Genomic DNA, 13,473 nt, shown 5'->3' on the forward strand with positions numbered 1-13,473 from the left:
CCCCGAGGATTGTGAAGAAGCGAGCCGAGGCGCTATCTATTCCGTCTCCCAGACGCTCCGCCAAACTTCGTTCGTGTCGGGCCGCTGGAAAAACGGCATTCCGAGATCGTCCTTGAGCTCGACCAGGAACTGATTGTTCTCCTGGCAGATGTACTCGGCGAGCTCCGCGCCTTCCGACCATTCGATGTCCCACGCGATCGTCCACGGCTCGCTGTACGCGCCGGGGTCGATCAGCGTCGTCTCGTAGTGGAGCGTGTCGCGATTCGGCCGGCTGATCCGCTCGATCGTGCGCAGCTCGTCGGTGTGCACGTAGCCGCCGAAGTTCAACCAGGTCTTCTCGTTGTACCCCACGGTCTCGACGACGAGCGTGTCGCCTTCCCAGTGGCCGACCGAGTAACCGAAGTACGTCGGCGTGATCTCGTCCGGGTTCGGGAGCGGGCGGCCGTCCATATGGATCTCACGCCAGACGTGCGCGCCGCCTTCGAAGATCACGACGATGCGGTCGTCCTGCTGCAGGAATTCCGCCGGATACGGCGTGCCGAGCGCCCGCGGGCCGCCCGGCGGAAGGCAGAAGCCTTCCGGATCGTAGGCGACGTTGTTCGCTTTGTGATACTCGAATATCGCCTTCGTCCACGGCAAGAACGGGATGTCGTCGCGGCCGACCAGCTGCTTGCCGAAGTCCGTGATCCAGGGGAGGTCCCAGATGCCGTCGCCGCCGAGGTCGACGGTGCCGTCGGGGAGCCGCGGCGTCGGAGCCGCCTTCTCGGCCGGCTTCGCAGCGTCGGTCTGCGCCATTACCGCGCTCGACGCGAGCGTCGCAGCCGCGATCGCGGCTGCGGCGAGAGTCTGTCGTCTATCCACTGTCGTGAATCCTCCGTACCTTCAGCCGCAGAGCCGGACCGGCGCCGCTCAACTGTTATCGGCCTGACCGTTGAAGAGCCGCTTGCCGTTGGCGAGGACCACCGACCTGGCATTGCCCTTCAGGCTTCCGTCGCGCGCTTGCGACCCCGTGACGGTGACGACGTCCCCGACCTTCAGCGAGTTGCGGGTCCAGCCGCGCCGCGCGAGACCGTTCGGGCTGCCGAGCTCGAGCGCCCAGTTCTCGAACTTGCCGTCCTCGGTTTCGACGTCGATGTAGAAGTACGTATGCGGATTCATCCACTCGACCTTCGTGACGACGCCGGTCAGCTCGATCGGCTTGTTGGCGTCGAACTCCGCCGCGAACGAGTGATGCGCCGCCGCGGGAACCGCCACGGCAGTGGCGCCGAGCGCCGCCAACAACAGTGCAAGCTTGGTTCTCATCGATCGCACTCTCCATGCTGAGGGCGGCCACCCGGTGGACATCGCCCTTCATTACCCCCAGAAATCATACCGTTAAAGTCTAACAGCGCCGCGGCCTTCGTGACATACCGCCGTACGTCGGCGGGGGCCGGCGCCCCCCGGGGCCGCCGACACGCGCTCAATTCATGATCAGGGCGAAACGACCGGTCTCGTCGCCGAGCCGATACGTGCCGACATAGCGGCGGTTCGTCCACGAGCCGAGGTTCTCGAGCTTGCCGGTGGCGACCCACGTTTCCGTGCCGCCGTCCTCGGTCGGCATCTGCGCCTCGAGGGTCATCGTCCACGTCGAGTAGTCGATCTCGGCGCTGTCGATCGGCACGCCGTTGCGCCCGGGATTGATCGTCCCGACGATCTCTCGGTTCTCCCAGTCGAGCACGAGCAGCATGCGCTTGCCCTCGGCTTCGCTCGGCCCCCAGTATCCGATCCACGAGCCCTTCGCCGGATGGCCCGTCTGCGCGAGCGCGGGCAACGTCGCCGCAAGGGCCCCGGCGACCACAAAGGCGCGAAAACTTCCGACTTTCATTCGACTCCTCCGTTGGAAGATGGCAAAGCGTAACCGCGAGAATCGGAGAAGGCTAGACACGGGGCCGTTCACGATCGTCAAATCGAAATGGGGTAGACGCCTCGAAACCCGTCCGCGCGCCCGTCGGGCCGGGCAGCGGGAGCATTCTCCGGTGCCGACCGTGGCACGCATCTTGCCGCCCTTCGCCCCGTCCCCGGAGCGCGAGCACGGGCTCTCGCGGGGAGAGGAGGAGCGCGATGCGAGTGGAGCAACTGATGTCGAAGCAGGTGTACTGGTGCCGCCCCGAGGATTCGCTCGACCGCGCGGCGCAGCTGATGTGGGATCACGATATCGGCGCTCTGCCGGTCGGAACGGGCGACGGCGTCGTGCGCGCGATCGGCATGATCACCGATCGAGACATTTGCATGTCGGCCTTGTTCCGCGGCCGGCCGCTGCACGAGATCCGCGTGTCGGAAGCGATGACGCGCGATCTGCGCGTGTGCCGGCCCGAGGATGCGGCGACCGAAGCCGAGCGCACGATGCGGAGCGCGCAGGTGCGCCGGCTCCCGGTCGTGTCCGACGGCGGCGAGCTGATCGGCATGATCTCGCTCGCGGACATCGCCCGCGAAGCCTCCCGGGAGACGAGCGCGCAGCCGCGCTCGCGCGCGGCACCTGACGTGACCGAAAGCGAGGTCGGGGACACGTTGGCGGCCATCGTCGACCCGAGCCGCCGTACCCTCGGGGAGTCGAGCAGCGTCTCGGGCCCCTCCGCCTCGCCGAGCCTCTGACTACGCAGCCTGCGGCGCCGACCGGGCGCCGCAGGCCGTCGCCGCGCGCTCCGGTGGCGTCGCGCGCACTCCCGACGCCGTTGCGACGCCTTCCGGAGACTGTCGCCGCGCGTTCCGGAGGCCGCGTCGCCGTGCGAACGGCGGCGCGTGCCGCATCCGGCCGTCCCCGATCCCCGCATAATGGGCCGACGTTCACGCCGAGGCCGACTCGCCCATGCTCATCGACATCGTCATCGTCCTGCTGCTCGTCCTGCTGAACGGCCTGTTCGCGATGTCCGAGCTTGCCGTCGTGTCGTCCCGCAAGAGCAGGCTCCAAAGCCTCGCCGGCCGAGGTAACCGCGGCGCGCGCGCCGCAATCGCGCTGATCGACGACCCGACCGCCTTCCTGTCGACCGTGCAGGTCGGCATCACGCTCGTCGGCATTCTCGCCGGCGCATTCAGCGGCGTCGCGCTCGGCGAGGAGCTCGGCGAGTGGCTCGCGCGCTGGCCGGTCCTCGCCCCTTACGCCGATACCGTTGCGATCGCCGCGATCGTCATCGCGATCACGTACGCGACGCTGATTCTCGGGGAGCTCGTGCCGAAGCGTCTGGCGTTGCGGCGTCCGGAGCGGATCGCCGTCGCCGTGGCGCCGGCGATGCGCTCGCTCGCGCGCATCGCCGGCCCTGTCGTCTGGGCGCTGAAGCTGTCTACGGAGAGCGTCGTCAAGCTGCTCGGTCTCGGCGGGGCTCCGGAGACGACGGTGACGGAGGAGGAGGTGCGGATGCTGATCGCCGAGGGCACGCGCGCCGGCGTGTTCCTGAAGCCGGAGCGCGAGATGATCGACGGCGTGCTCCGGCTGGCGGATCGCCGCGTGCGCGCGATCATGACGCCGCGCCAGGAGGTCGTCTGGCTCGACGAGAACGCGACGCCCGAGGAGATCGCCGAGCAGCTCGCGACGCGACGGACGTCGCGCTTACCGGTTTGCCGCGGGACGATCGACAACCCGGTCGGGGTCGTGCAGATGAAGGATCTCGCGCCGGCGCTGCTGAAGGGCGAGACGATCCGGCTCTCGGACTACATGGTCGCGCCGCTCGTCGTCCCGGAGGGGGTGCACGTGCTGCGGCTGCTCGACCTGTTCCGAACCGAGGGCGTGCACATGGCCATCGTCGTCGACGAGTACGGTGCGACCGAGGGCGTGGTCACGCTCGCCGACATTCTCGAGGCCATTACCGGCGAGCTGCCGGAGCTCGGTGAGGAGCCGGAGGTCGGGCTCGTCCGCCGCAGCGACGGGTCGTGGCTCGTGGACGGCGCGTTTCCGATCGACGAGTTCGAGGACCGGGTGCGCGTTCGCGGGCTTCGAGAGGGCGGCGACTTCGACACCGTCGCGGGCTTCGCGCTGCACCGGCTCGAGCGCCTCCCGTCCGTCGGCGACACCTTCACGGCGGCCGGCGGCCGATTCGAGATCCTCGACATGGACGGGCACCGCATCGACAAGCTCCTGTACACGCCTGGAGCGGATGCGGCCGCGGAGTCGCAGTCGGCGCGTACCTGAGCGCCTCGGAAAACCGCCCGGTCAGGAGGCCTCCTCGATCAGCTGCAGCGCCTTGCGAGCCAGGTCCGGGCGCCGATTCAACGCGCGGGCGACACGTTCGAACTGCTCGGTCGTCCAGCCATGGCGCTCGAGCGTCTCCAGGCTCTCCTGTTGCATGCGCTGCTGAACCGCCTGCGCTTCCTCCGCCGATTCGACGGCCGCGATCTCGCGTTCGAACTTGTCGGCGCTGCGCCGCAGGGCGACGTAGATTTCGGCGAAAGTCTCGATGTCCTCGTCCGAGATCTCGACGTCGACATCGGCGCTCGGGTCGGTGGGCTCGACGGTTTGCGTCAACGGGCTGTCGGCCGGCGCGGGCGGATCGGTCGACGCTTCGGTCCCCACGGCCACCGCGATCAGCACGGCGGCGCGGGCGAACATTCGAGCGGGTCGGTGCATCGGCTCGTCCCCCCAAGGACCCGTAATGGAGCTCGCGGATCGGACTGCGCTCACCGAGCGACCACGGCGTTGACGCGGTGGAGTCAATCGGCCGATCCGCGGCCCCGCTGCAGTGCAAGAACCGTGCCTCTACGCGCTACAAGCGGCGGATGCAGGCCGGGACGAGGGGCGCCACGGCCCGCGAGCGCGCGGGGCGGGGGCCGGCGTAGCCGTGGCATGGCGCTTGCATCGATGCCTGGCGCACGCAGCTCGTCAGAAGGAGGGGCGCTGGCCAAGCAGAAGCTCTCCGGTCCCCCTGCAAACGGCGCCCGCAAGTCGCACGGTGCGCCGCGGTCCTCGCCGGGAGCGCTTGACCGGCTTCCGGACCTTCTCGAAAACATACCCGTTCCGCTCGCCGTCGTGGCCGACGACGGCCGTTTCGTCGCCGTCAACGCGGAGCTCGCGCACCTGACCGGCCGGCCTCGCGACGCGTTGCGCGAGGGCTCGCTGTCCGACGTCGTCGCCGCGGACGACGTGCCGGCGCTGAGCCGCGCGTGTGCGTCGGCCGCCGGCGGCGAGCGCGCGGCCGTCGAGGTGCGCTTTCCGCGGCCCGACGACGAAACCGTCCGCGCTCGCCTCGACCTCGCACCCGTCGAGCGTCCGCGGCAGCGGCGCTCGGTGCTCGTTGCCGCGACCGACGTCTCCGCGGTCGAGAAGCTCGAGGCGGCCCTCGCCGAGTCGGAGTCGCGCCGCGCGCGAGTCGACGCGGAGCGAAGGAAGGAGACCTCCGCGCTGCGCGACAGCGAGCGCCGTCTGAGGTTCGCGCTCGACGCCGCCCGGATGGGGACGTGGTCGTGGGATCCGGTGCGTGACGTTGCGACGCACGACACGAGCGCGCTCGAGATACTCGGCGGCAAGGCCGGCGACTTCACGCTCGCGTCCGCGATGCATCACCACTTGCCAGCCGACGGCGAGGAGCGCTATGCGAGCTGCTTGCGCCGCATCCTCGATCCCGCGAGCGCCGATCGCCGTTTTCTGACGGAGCTTCCGTGGCGGCGGCCCGACGGGGAGTGGATCTGGATCGAGATCACCGGCGAGGCGCACTTCGAGGGTGAGGGCGAGGCGCGGCGTGCGACGGAGGTCACGGGCACGATCCTCGACATCACCGACCGCAAGCGGAGCGAGGAGGGCGTCGCCGAGGCCGGGAGGCAGAAGGATCGGTTCCTCGCGACGCTCGCGCACGAGCTGCGCAACCCGCTCGCGCCGCTCTGCTATGCCGCCGAGCTGCTCGACGCCGAGACGAGCGAGGAGCGCGATTGGGCCCGTGCGGTGATCGAGCGGCAGGTATCGCACATGACTCGCTTGATCGACGATCTGCTCGACATCTCGCGCATCACCCGCGACCAGCTCGAGGTGCGCAAAGAGCTCGTATCGATCGGCGACATCGTCGCGGCGGCTGTCGAGGCGAGCCGCCCCACGTTGAAGGAGCACGGCCAGGAGCTGGTCGTGCAGCTTCCGGGGGACGCGGTCCACGTTCGGGGAGACCTCGTCCGCTTGACGCAGGTCGTGACGAATCTGTTGAAGAACGCCGCGAAGTTCACGAGCGAGCCGGGACGCGTGTGGCTGACCGTCGAGCGCGAGCCGCCCTGGGTATCGATCATGGTGCGCGACGCCGGCATCGGGATCTCGCCGGACGAGCTACCGCATCTGTTCGACATGTTCTACCAGAGCACGCGCACCGTCGGCCGCGCGCAAGGCGGCCTCGGCGTCGGCCTCTATCTCGTGCGCCGCCTCGTCGAATTGCACGGCGGGCGCGTCGAGGCGCGAAGTCAAGGCGCTGAACGCGGAGCGGACTTCGTCGTGCGGCTGCCTCTCGCGCCGGCGCCCGGGGATCGGCCGCCGCGATCCGCGTTGCGCCAAGCGGGCACTGCCGGCCGCCGGGTGCTCGTCGTCGACGACAACCACGACAGCGCCGATGCGCTCGCGAAGCTGCTGCGCGTCGGCGGCAACGAGGTCGAGACCGCGTACGACGGCTCCGCGGCCATCGACACCGCCGCGAGATTCAGACCCGAGGTCGTGATCCTCGATCTCGGGATGCCGACGGTCGACGGCTACGAGGTGTGCCGCCGGATCCGCGAGCAGCCCTGGGGCAAGGACGTGCACATGATCGCGTTGACCGGCTGGGGGCGTGTCGAGGACCGCGTGCGCACGCGCGAAGCGGGCTTCGACGACCATTTGGTCAAGCCGGTGAGCCTCGGCGACGTGAGCTCGCTTCTCGCCCGGCCGGCCGCCCGGTGACCTCGCGCGGGGCGACGATCGGCGGCGCGCTCAGCGGCCGCCGTCGAGCGCGAGCTTGACCTTCGCGAGATCGTCGATGAAGCGGCGCATCTCCGTCTCGCGGTCGGTGCGGTCGCGCATCCGGAGCAGCGACGACGGGTGCACCGTCGCCGTCACGCGCGGCGCGAGCGGCGACGGCACGAACCGGCCCCGCTCGCGCGAGACGCGGAAGCCGGCGCCGAGCAGCGCGCGGGCCGCGGTCGCGCCGAGGCACACCAGAACCTCCGGCTCGACGATGTCGATCTCCGTCTCGAGCCACGGCAGGCAGGCGCCGACCTCGGCCGCGGTCGGCGTGCGATGCAGGCGCCTCTTCCCCCGCGGCTCCCACTTGAAGTGCTTCACGACGTTCGTGACGTACGCGTCCTCGCGGCGGATGCCGGCGGCCTCGAGCGCCTCGTCGAAAATGCGCCCGGCCGGCCCGACGAAAGGCTTCCCCGCCAGGTCCTCGCGGTCGCCCGGCATCTCGCCGACGAGCATGAGCCGCGCGCGTTGAAGCCCTTCGCCGAACACCGTCTGCGTCGCGTCGCGCCACAGCGGGCACCCGCGGCATCCGGCCGCGGCCCGGCGCGCCGACGCGAGCGTCGGACGCTCCGGCAGAAAGTCGCGCGCGGACGTGCCGAGGATCTTTTCGGCGCCGCGCACCGCACGCGGGACCGCTCGGCCGGCCGTCGGGCCTTTCGCTTCCGCGTGGTGGTCCCGCTTCACGTCAGCAGCCTTGCTCGGTCGGGGAGGGCGACGTTTCCGCGGAGGCGCTCGTCGAGCGCGCCGCAGGCCGAGGAAAGGCGGCGCTCGCGCCCACGGACGTCGAGAGCCTCTCCGCGCAACGGCGCTTTCACGATTTGTGCCAGCGGAGCGGGATTCGGCCGATCGTCGGCGTCGAGCTTCGTCCGGCGTCCGGTAGCCGGCGCGGCCGGACCCTGCTTCTCGCCCGCGACGCGGTGGGTTGTCGAAGCCCATGCCGAATCGCGGCACGGGCTACGATGCAGGCGCCGGGATCGCGGGCGAATCGACGACTTTCGATCGGACGGAGGGCGCGAATGATCAGCACGTTCGAAGTGGTGCGGGGCCGGCTCGAGCCGGCGAAGGGCGGCATGAAGCAGCTCGACGGCGTCGTGTGGATCGACCTCGTTCGCCCGACGGAGGAGGAGGAGCGGGCGCTCGAGCGCGCGCTCGGCATCGAGATCCCGACGCGCGACGAGATGCAAGAGATCGAGCTTTCGAGCCGCCTGTACCGCGCGGATCGCGCGCTCTACATGACGGCGACGCTGCCCGCGCAAGCCGATAGCGACGATCCGGAATTGGCGCCGGTGACGTTCGTGCTGGCGCGGGAGCGGCTGATCACCGTGCGCTATCACGATCCGAGCGCTTTCCGCACCTTCGCTCAATCTGCGTCGAAGACGGCGATCGCGGGCGCGAGCGGAGAGATGGTGCTGGTTGCGCTGCTCGAGGTCATCGTCGACCGCATGGCCGACATCGTCGAGCGCGTGGCCGGGAACGTCGACTCGATTTCCCGGACGATTTTCGCGCCGCCCGGGTCACCGACGTCGCTCCGCGGCTCCGATTTTCAGCGCATCCTTCGGGAGATCGGCCGCAAGGGAGACCTCGGTGCGAAGCTCCGCGACAGCCTCGCGTCGCTCGACCGGCTCGGCGGATTCATGACGCAGGTCGCCGCGTCGGAGCTCGAAGCGGAGGTCCGCGCGCGGCTTGCGACGCTGAACCGCGACGTGCGCTCGTTGATCAACCACTCGGAGTTCCTGTCGCAGAACGTCGCGTTCCTGCTGAATGCGACGCTCGGGATGATCAACATCGAGCAAAACGCGATCATCAGGATCTTCTCCGTCGCGGCAGTGGTCTTTCTTCCGCCGACGTTGATCGCGTCGGTTTACGGCATGAACTTCGAGCACATGCCGGAGCTCGGCTGGACCGGCGCCTATCCGCTCGCGCTAGCGCTGATGGCGGCCTCGGCGATCCTGCCGCTCTGGTACTTCAAGCGCCGCGGTTGGCTCTAATGTGACGTCCCGCGGGCCGGCGGCGCTAATCGAAATCGAAAAGTTCGCTCAAGAAGGATTCCCGCTTGCGTTTTCTGTAGCCACGCCGATAGTCCCCGTGATAGCCGCCTTCGTCCGGTGCGCGGCCGCGATGCTCGTAACGGTGGGGCGGGGGAGCGGCGTCCGCCGCGGACCGCTCGATGATCTTGTCGAGCTCTCCGCGATCGAGCCACACGCCGCGGCACTTCGGACAATAGTCGACCTCTATGCCTTGCCGCTCGGTCATCATGAGCTCCGTCTCGTCCACGGGGCATCGCATCGCAGGCTCTCCTCGGTTCTCGATCGAGCCGTCGAGGATAGCGGATTGCACGCCGGACATGCGCATGCTTGCTGGCATGATCCTTGCTCCCGCACGGCGCCCCGACGGAGTCGAATACGGATCGCTGCGCGCATGCCGTCCGCCGCCTCGACCAGCGCCGCTTCCGCGCTCGCCCGCGTGCGGCGCACGGTTGCCGCCGCCGCGTGCGCCGCGCTCGCAGCCTGTGCCTACTCGCCGGCCCGCATCGCGAGCGCCGATCGGATTGCCGCGGCCGTGGGCGCGCTCGAGCTCGGCGGCCGCGCGGCCGTGCTCGTCGGTGCCGGCGACATCGCGCGTTGCGACGAGCCGCAGGGCGCGCGCGCGACGGCGGAGATCGTCGCCGCCGTCGTCGCCGCCGCACCGGACGCGATCGTCTTCACGGCCGGCGATCACGCCTACGAGCATGGCAGCGCGCTCCAGTTTCGCGAGTGCTACGACCCGCTCTGGGGCCGCTTCAACGCACGCACGTTCCCGACACCGGGGAATCACGATTACGAGACGGCGGGAGCGGTGCCGTATTTCGATTACTTCGACGTGTTCGACGTGCGGCCCGAGGCGCGGCCGACCGGGTACTACAGCTTCGACGCCGGCGGCTGGCTCGTCGTCGCGCTGAACAGCATGCTGCGGATCGAGCCGGGTGCCGTGCAGGTGCGATGGCTCGAGCGGACGCTCGCCGAGGCCGCGGGGCGCTGCATCCTCGCATTCTGGCATCACCCGCTCGCGAGCTCCGGCTTTCACGGCTTCATGCCTTGGGATCCGGGACGCGACACCGCGATCTTCTGGGAGCGGCTCGCCAGGCACGGCGGCGATGTCGTCGTGAACGGCCACGATCATCTCTACGAGCGTTTCGCGCCGCGCGATGCCGAGGGCCGGGCCGCGGCCGGCGGGATGCGTCAGTTCACCGTCGGCACGGGCGGCGGCGGCTTGCATCCGATCATTTGGCGGAGGCGCGACAGCGTCTTCGCGACGGACGAGACGTACGGCGTGCTCGTGCTGATGCTCGAGCCGACGAGCTACGAGTGGGCGTTCATCGGCGCCGACGGGATCGTGCACGATCGAAGCGACGGGCCGGTCGCCTGCGCCGGCTGACCGCGGCCGCGGAGCGGCGCTCGTCGTGCCCATCGCGCGGCACCTCGTCGGGCTCGCGATCGGGAATTTCCTCCGGCTCGCGCCCGGGTACCTCCTCCGGCCGCGCCGGCGGCTGCTCCGGCGGCGTGCCGTTCGGCGGCAGCTCCGGAGGGCTCGGCGGCGGCGGCACGTCCCCGGGCGGCTGCCATTCGCCCGCGGGCGCGCGGTTCGAGCGCGGGCTCGCCCGGTCTCGTTTCGTTCCGCAGCCGTTCGTGGTCTCGAGGTCGCGGCGCCTCACGCAAGCGGTCATGCGTTGCTCCGTCTCGTCCGCTGTCGCTCCGTCTCTTCGGTAACCGGCGGGCGTCGTCGCCCGTGGTACGGTTCTTGGATCAAGCAATAGTCGTGCCGGACGAAGCTCAACCAACGAAGAGCGCGTCGCGCGCCGCGGCGCTGCTCGCTGCGGGCGTCGTCGCGAGCGCCGCGTCCGCCGCGGATGACGACCCGAGCGCGCTGTTCGTGCTGGGAGACAGCCTGTCCGACGTCGGCAATGCAGCGGCGGTAGGCGACTTTCTGCTGGGGCAGCCGTTTTACCCCGAGCACACCGTCGGCCTGTGCAACCCTGCCGATCCGTACCTGCTCGGGCACGGGTGCGCGGACATCCTGTTCCGTCAGAGCCGCGTGAGCGACGGCCCCGTCGCCGTCGAGCATCTCGCGGACCACCTCGGCTTGCCGGATCTCGTGCCGTCGTTTCACATCGTCCCGCAGCGCCCCGTGACGGGCACCGTGTATGCGGTCGCGAGCGCGAAGGCTCGCGACGACGGTCTCGAGGGCCTCGCGCGTCAGCTCGACATGCTGCTGCTCGATCACGGGCCGCTGCTGCCGGCGGACGCCGCGTACGTCGTGATGATCGGCGGCAACGATGCGATCGACGCGCTTCAAGCCGAGCTCTTGCCGTCGCTCGACGAGCCGACCGAGACCGACGCGGCGGATCCGGACGCCGAGGCAAGCGCCTCGGCCGACGAGATCCTCGCCGCCGCGGTCGCGGCCGTAGCCGATGCGGCCGACCGGCTCGTCGAGGCCGGCGCCGGATGCGTGATCGTCGCGAACATCCCGAGCCTCGCCGCGCTGCCCGCGGTGCGCGCTGCCGCGACGGAAGCCGGCGTCGAAGAGGCCGAGGCGCTGGCGCGCGCCGAAGCCGTCTCCGCGGAGCTCAACGAGAGACTGGCGGCGGCGCTCGCGGCGGTCGCAGCCGAGCATCCGGGCGCGATCGTGCCGTTCGATCTGCATGCGCTGATCGAGGACGCGCGTGCCGCGGCCGCCGCGGACGGCAGGAACGCGACTCGGGCGTGCTTCGACAGCGAGACCTATCGCGCGTCACCGGTCGCCGAGCGGGTATTCGACCCGGCGTGCGCGCCCGAGGAAGGAAGCGTGCCTCGGTTCGACGAGTTCTTCTTCTGGGATGGGCTCCATCCGACGGGAGCGGCGCACGCGGCCCTCGGCGCCGGGCTCGTCGACGCGTTCGAGCAAGGCTGCCGGGCGCGCTGATGCGCGCGCCGGCGAGGGCCCACTATTCGGCCGGCGCGCCCGCCTCGCGCAGCTTGCGGAGGATCCGGTCCTCGACCCACTGCTCGCTCCACCAGTCGATCGGCGTGACGGCCTGACCGCCGAGAAGCATCGTGAAGTGCAGGTGATCGCCGCCTGCGAGGCCCGTCGCGCCGGTTCGTCCGAGCCGCTGCTCCTTCTCGACCATGTCGCCGACGGCGACGTCGATCGAGGAGAGATGCGCGTAAAGCGACTGCAGCCCCATGCCGTGGTCGAGCACGACGCAGTTGCCGTAAATCCCGAGCCAACCCGCGTGCACCACGCGCCCGCGGTTCGCGGCGAGCACCGGCGCCGCGGCCGTGGACGCGAGATCGAAGCCGAGGTGGACCTGGTGATCCACCTCCTCGCCGTCGTAGATGTAGGTGCGCTGATCCGCGAAGCCCGCCTCGACCGCCGTGTTCACGAGCTGCTTGAACGGCCCCTCCCACAGGATCTCGGGCGCGGTCTTCTCGGCCAGCGCCGCGATCGTTTCATTGTTCATCCGGCGCAGATCCCGGTTGATCCGGAGGTACGACGCGAGGAGGTCCGACGGATCGTCCACTTGTAGCTCCGGTGTATTCGCGAGGATTGCCGGAACGACGCGCGAGAGGAAGCGGTCGTCGAGAACGATCCGGCTGTTGCGAAATTCCTTCGGAAACACCCGGTAATCGAAGACGGTGCTCGTCTCGTTGCCGTACGCGTCGCGCGCGAACACGGTGATCGGCGTGTCGACCGGCTGATTCCACTGGAGCGCGAAGAAGGCTACGCGCAGGGCGGGATCGGCGGTGTCGATGCCGGCTCCCGTCGCAGGGAAGCCGCGGTACTCGACGTCGCCGACCCTGACGCCCGATTCGACGTCCGCGGGCGTCGCGCGGTAGACGACCATCTCGGAGCCGCCGTGATTGATGTAATGGAACGACGAAAGCACGGAGACTCGCGGCGGCGTGAGCCGCACCTCGATCTCGCGGCTGGCCGTGCTCTCGGCCTCACGGTAGCCGAAGAGCACCGGGCGCGCAGCGGTGACGACGATCGTCGCCTTGCCCTCCCGAAGCTCCGGAACTTGCTGCTTGCCGAGGGGGCCCGTGAGCACGACGCGATCCTCGGCCGGGCGCTCGAGCCGGTCGGCATCCTCCGCCAGCGTGAACAGGGGCACGCTGAGCTCGTCCTGCTCGAGCCTTGCTTCGAGCCGGGTCAGGGCGCCGCCGGGGGTCTGCACGGCGACGGCGAGCTGCCCGGTCTGCCCGACCACGGCCGGCTCCGTGATCTCGATGACGGGACCTTCGGCCGACCCGGCCCAGATCCAAGCACCCACGACGCCGAACACGGCGATGACGACGACGGCTATCAGTATTTTCATGCAGCGGATTGTAAGGATCGGGCAGGAGATTGCCACGGCTCGCCGAAATCGCCGCTTCCGCCGCCCGTAGTGTCGGCGCGCGCCGACGAGTTGCGCATTCGTCCCCGAAGAAGAAATTATTAGCCTTCCTATCTTTCTCGTACGCTATGATTTCCCTTCCGGTCCGCCTAGAATATGTAAAATCTCTAACAAAAACGGCACACGCAAA

The 13,473-nt window shown here is 69.7% G+C and carries 13 protein-coding genes; 6 read left to right on the top strand and 7 right to left on the bottom strand.

Annotated features, from left to right (window positions below; translation table 11 throughout):
* Nucleotides 1-36: 36 nt before the first annotated feature.
* From VF329_15010 to VF329_15020, 3 genes are all read right to left on the bottom strand, one after another.
* On the bottom strand, nucleotides 37-861 hold the full coding sequence (locus tag VF329_15010) for a hypothetical protein (GenBank protein HEX7082316.1): 825 nt from the start codon (nucleotides 859-861) through the stop codon (nucleotides 37-39).
* Nucleotides 862-909: 48 nt separating this feature from the next.
* Nucleotides 910-1,302 carry a DUF6152 family protein gene (locus VF329_15015; GenBank protein ID HEX7082317.1) on the bottom strand — a complete coding sequence of 131 codons (393 nt, stop codon included), beginning with the start codon at nucleotides 1,300-1,302 and terminating at the stop codon, nucleotides 910-912.
* 157 nt (nucleotides 1,303-1,459) lie between these two features.
* Nucleotides 1,460-1,864 (bottom strand): hypothetical protein, encoded by a 405-nt coding sequence (locus VF329_15020; GenBank protein HEX7082318.1) that lies wholly within the window; start codon nucleotides 1,862-1,864, stop codon nucleotides 1,460-1,462.
* 236 nt (nucleotides 1,865-2,100) lie between these two features.
* On the opposite strand from VF329_15020, the gene VF329_15025 reads away from it, so the two are divergent.
* Both VF329_15025 and VF329_15030 read left to right on the top strand, forming a co-directional pair.
* Complete coding sequence (locus VF329_15025) at nucleotides 2,101-2,631, top strand: CBS domain-containing protein (GenBank protein ID HEX7082319.1); 531 nt, start codon at nucleotides 2,101-2,103, stop codon at nucleotides 2,629-2,631.
* 214 nt (nucleotides 2,632-2,845) lie between these two features.
* Nucleotides 2,846-4,162, top strand: coding sequence for a hemolysin family protein (locus tag VF329_15030; protein ID HEX7082320.1), 1,317 nt, complete (start codon nucleotides 2,846-2,848; stop codon nucleotides 4,160-4,162).
* Between the two features lie 21 nt (nucleotides 4,163-4,183).
* Here VF329_15030 and VF329_15035 read toward each other — a convergent pair whose 3' ends face one another.
* Nucleotides 4,184-4,597: a DUF4168 domain-containing protein gene (locus VF329_15035; GenBank protein ID HEX7082321.1), complete on the bottom strand. Its 414-nt coding sequence runs from the start codon at nucleotides 4,595-4,597 to the stop codon at nucleotides 4,184-4,186.
* 231 nt (nucleotides 4,598-4,828) lie between these two features.
* Between VF329_15035 and VF329_15040 the strand changes: the two genes are divergently transcribed.
* On the top strand, nucleotides 4,829-6,874 hold the full coding sequence (locus VF329_15040) for an ATP-binding protein (protein HEX7082322.1): 2,046 nt from the start codon (nucleotides 4,829-4,831) through the stop codon (nucleotides 6,872-6,874).
* A 30-nt stretch (nucleotides 6,875-6,904) separates the two neighbouring features.
* Here the strand turns inward: VF329_15040 and VF329_15045 are convergent, their stop codons facing one another.
* Nucleotides 6,905-7,537: a UdgX family uracil-DNA binding protein gene (locus tag VF329_15045; GenBank protein HEX7082323.1), complete on the bottom strand. Its 633-nt coding sequence runs from the start codon at nucleotides 7,535-7,537 to the stop codon at nucleotides 6,905-6,907.
* A 413-nt stretch (nucleotides 7,538-7,950) separates the two neighbouring features.
* On the opposite strand from VF329_15045, the gene VF329_15050 reads away from it, so the two are divergent.
* Nucleotides 7,951-8,922: a magnesium transporter CorA family protein gene (locus tag VF329_15050; protein ID HEX7082324.1), complete on the top strand. Its 972-nt coding sequence runs from the start codon at nucleotides 7,951-7,953 to the stop codon at nucleotides 8,920-8,922.
* Nucleotides 8,923-8,947: 25 nt separating this feature from the next.
* Here VF329_15050 and VF329_15055 read toward each other — a convergent pair whose 3' ends face one another.
* Nucleotides 8,948-9,298 carry a zf-TFIIB domain-containing protein gene (locus VF329_15055; protein ID HEX7082325.1) on the bottom strand — a complete coding sequence of 117 codons (351 nt, stop codon included), beginning with the start codon at nucleotides 9,296-9,298 and terminating at the stop codon, nucleotides 8,948-8,950.
* A gap of 54 nt (nucleotides 9,299-9,352) precedes the next feature.
* On the opposite strand from VF329_15055, the gene VF329_15060 reads away from it, so the two are divergent.
* Both VF329_15060 and VF329_15065 read left to right on the top strand, forming a co-directional pair.
* Entirely contained in the window at nucleotides 9,353-10,348 is a 996-nt protein-coding gene (locus VF329_15060; GenBank protein HEX7082326.1) for a metallophosphoesterase, read from the top strand.
* Nucleotides 10,349-10,711: 363 nt separating this feature from the next.
* Nucleotides 10,712-11,872, top strand: a complete 1,161-nt coding sequence (locus VF329_15065; protein HEX7082327.1) for an SGNH/GDSL hydrolase family protein — start codon at nucleotides 10,712-10,714, stop codon at nucleotides 11,870-11,872.
* A 22-nt stretch (nucleotides 11,873-11,894) separates the two neighbouring features.
* On the opposite strand, the gene VF329_15070 is transcribed toward VF329_15065, so the two are convergent.
* Complete coding sequence (locus tag VF329_15070; GenBank protein ID HEX7082328.1) at nucleotides 11,895-13,265, bottom strand: M23 family metallopeptidase; 1,371 nt, start codon at nucleotides 13,263-13,265, stop codon at nucleotides 11,895-11,897.
* Nucleotides 13,266-13,473 lie beyond the last annotated feature (208 nt).

The organism is Gammaproteobacteria bacterium (genome assembly GCA_036381015.1).
Lineage (GTDB): Bacteria > Pseudomonadota > Gammaproteobacteria > Steroidobacterales > Rariloculaceae > ZC4RG20.

Excerpts from the sequence above, each read along its gene's own strand:
- VF329_15015 (HEX7082317.1), bottom strand. The coding sequence starts at position 1,302 with ATGAGAACCAAGCTTGCACTGTTGTTGGCGGCGCTCGGCGCCACTGCC.
- VF329_15020 (HEX7082318.1), bottom strand. The coding sequence starts at position 1,864 with ATGAAAGTCGGAAGTTTTCGCGCCTTTGTGGTCGCCGGGGCCCTTGCG.
- VF329_15025 (HEX7082319.1), top strand. The coding sequence starts at position 2,101 with ATGCGAGTGGAGCAACTGATGTCGAAGCAGGTGTACTGGTGCCGCCCC.
- VF329_15030 (HEX7082320.1), top strand. The coding sequence starts at position 2,846 with ATGCTCATCGACATCGTCATCGTCCTGCTGCTCGTCCTGCTGAACGGC.
- VF329_15035 (HEX7082321.1), bottom strand. The coding sequence starts at position 4,597 with ATGCACCGACCCGCTCGAATGTTCGCCCGCGCCGCCGTGCTGATCGCG.
- VF329_15040 (HEX7082322.1), top strand. The coding sequence starts at position 4,829 with ATGCCTGGCGCACGCAGCTCGTCAGAAGGAGGGGCGCTGGCCAAGCAG.
- VF329_15050 (HEX7082324.1), top strand. The coding sequence starts at position 7,951 with ATGATCAGCACGTTCGAAGTGGTGCGGGGCCGGCTCGAGCCGGCGAAG.
- VF329_15055 (HEX7082325.1), bottom strand. The coding sequence starts at position 9,298 with ATGCCAGCAAGCATGCGCATGTCCGGCGTGCAATCCGCTATCCTCGAC.
- VF329_15060 (HEX7082326.1), top strand. The coding sequence starts at position 9,353 with ATGCCGTCCGCCGCCTCGACCAGCGCCGCTTCCGCGCTCGCCCGCGTG.
- VF329_15070 (HEX7082328.1), bottom strand. The coding sequence starts at position 13,265 with ATGAAAATACTGATAGCCGTCGTCGTCATCGCCGTGTTCGGCGTCGTG.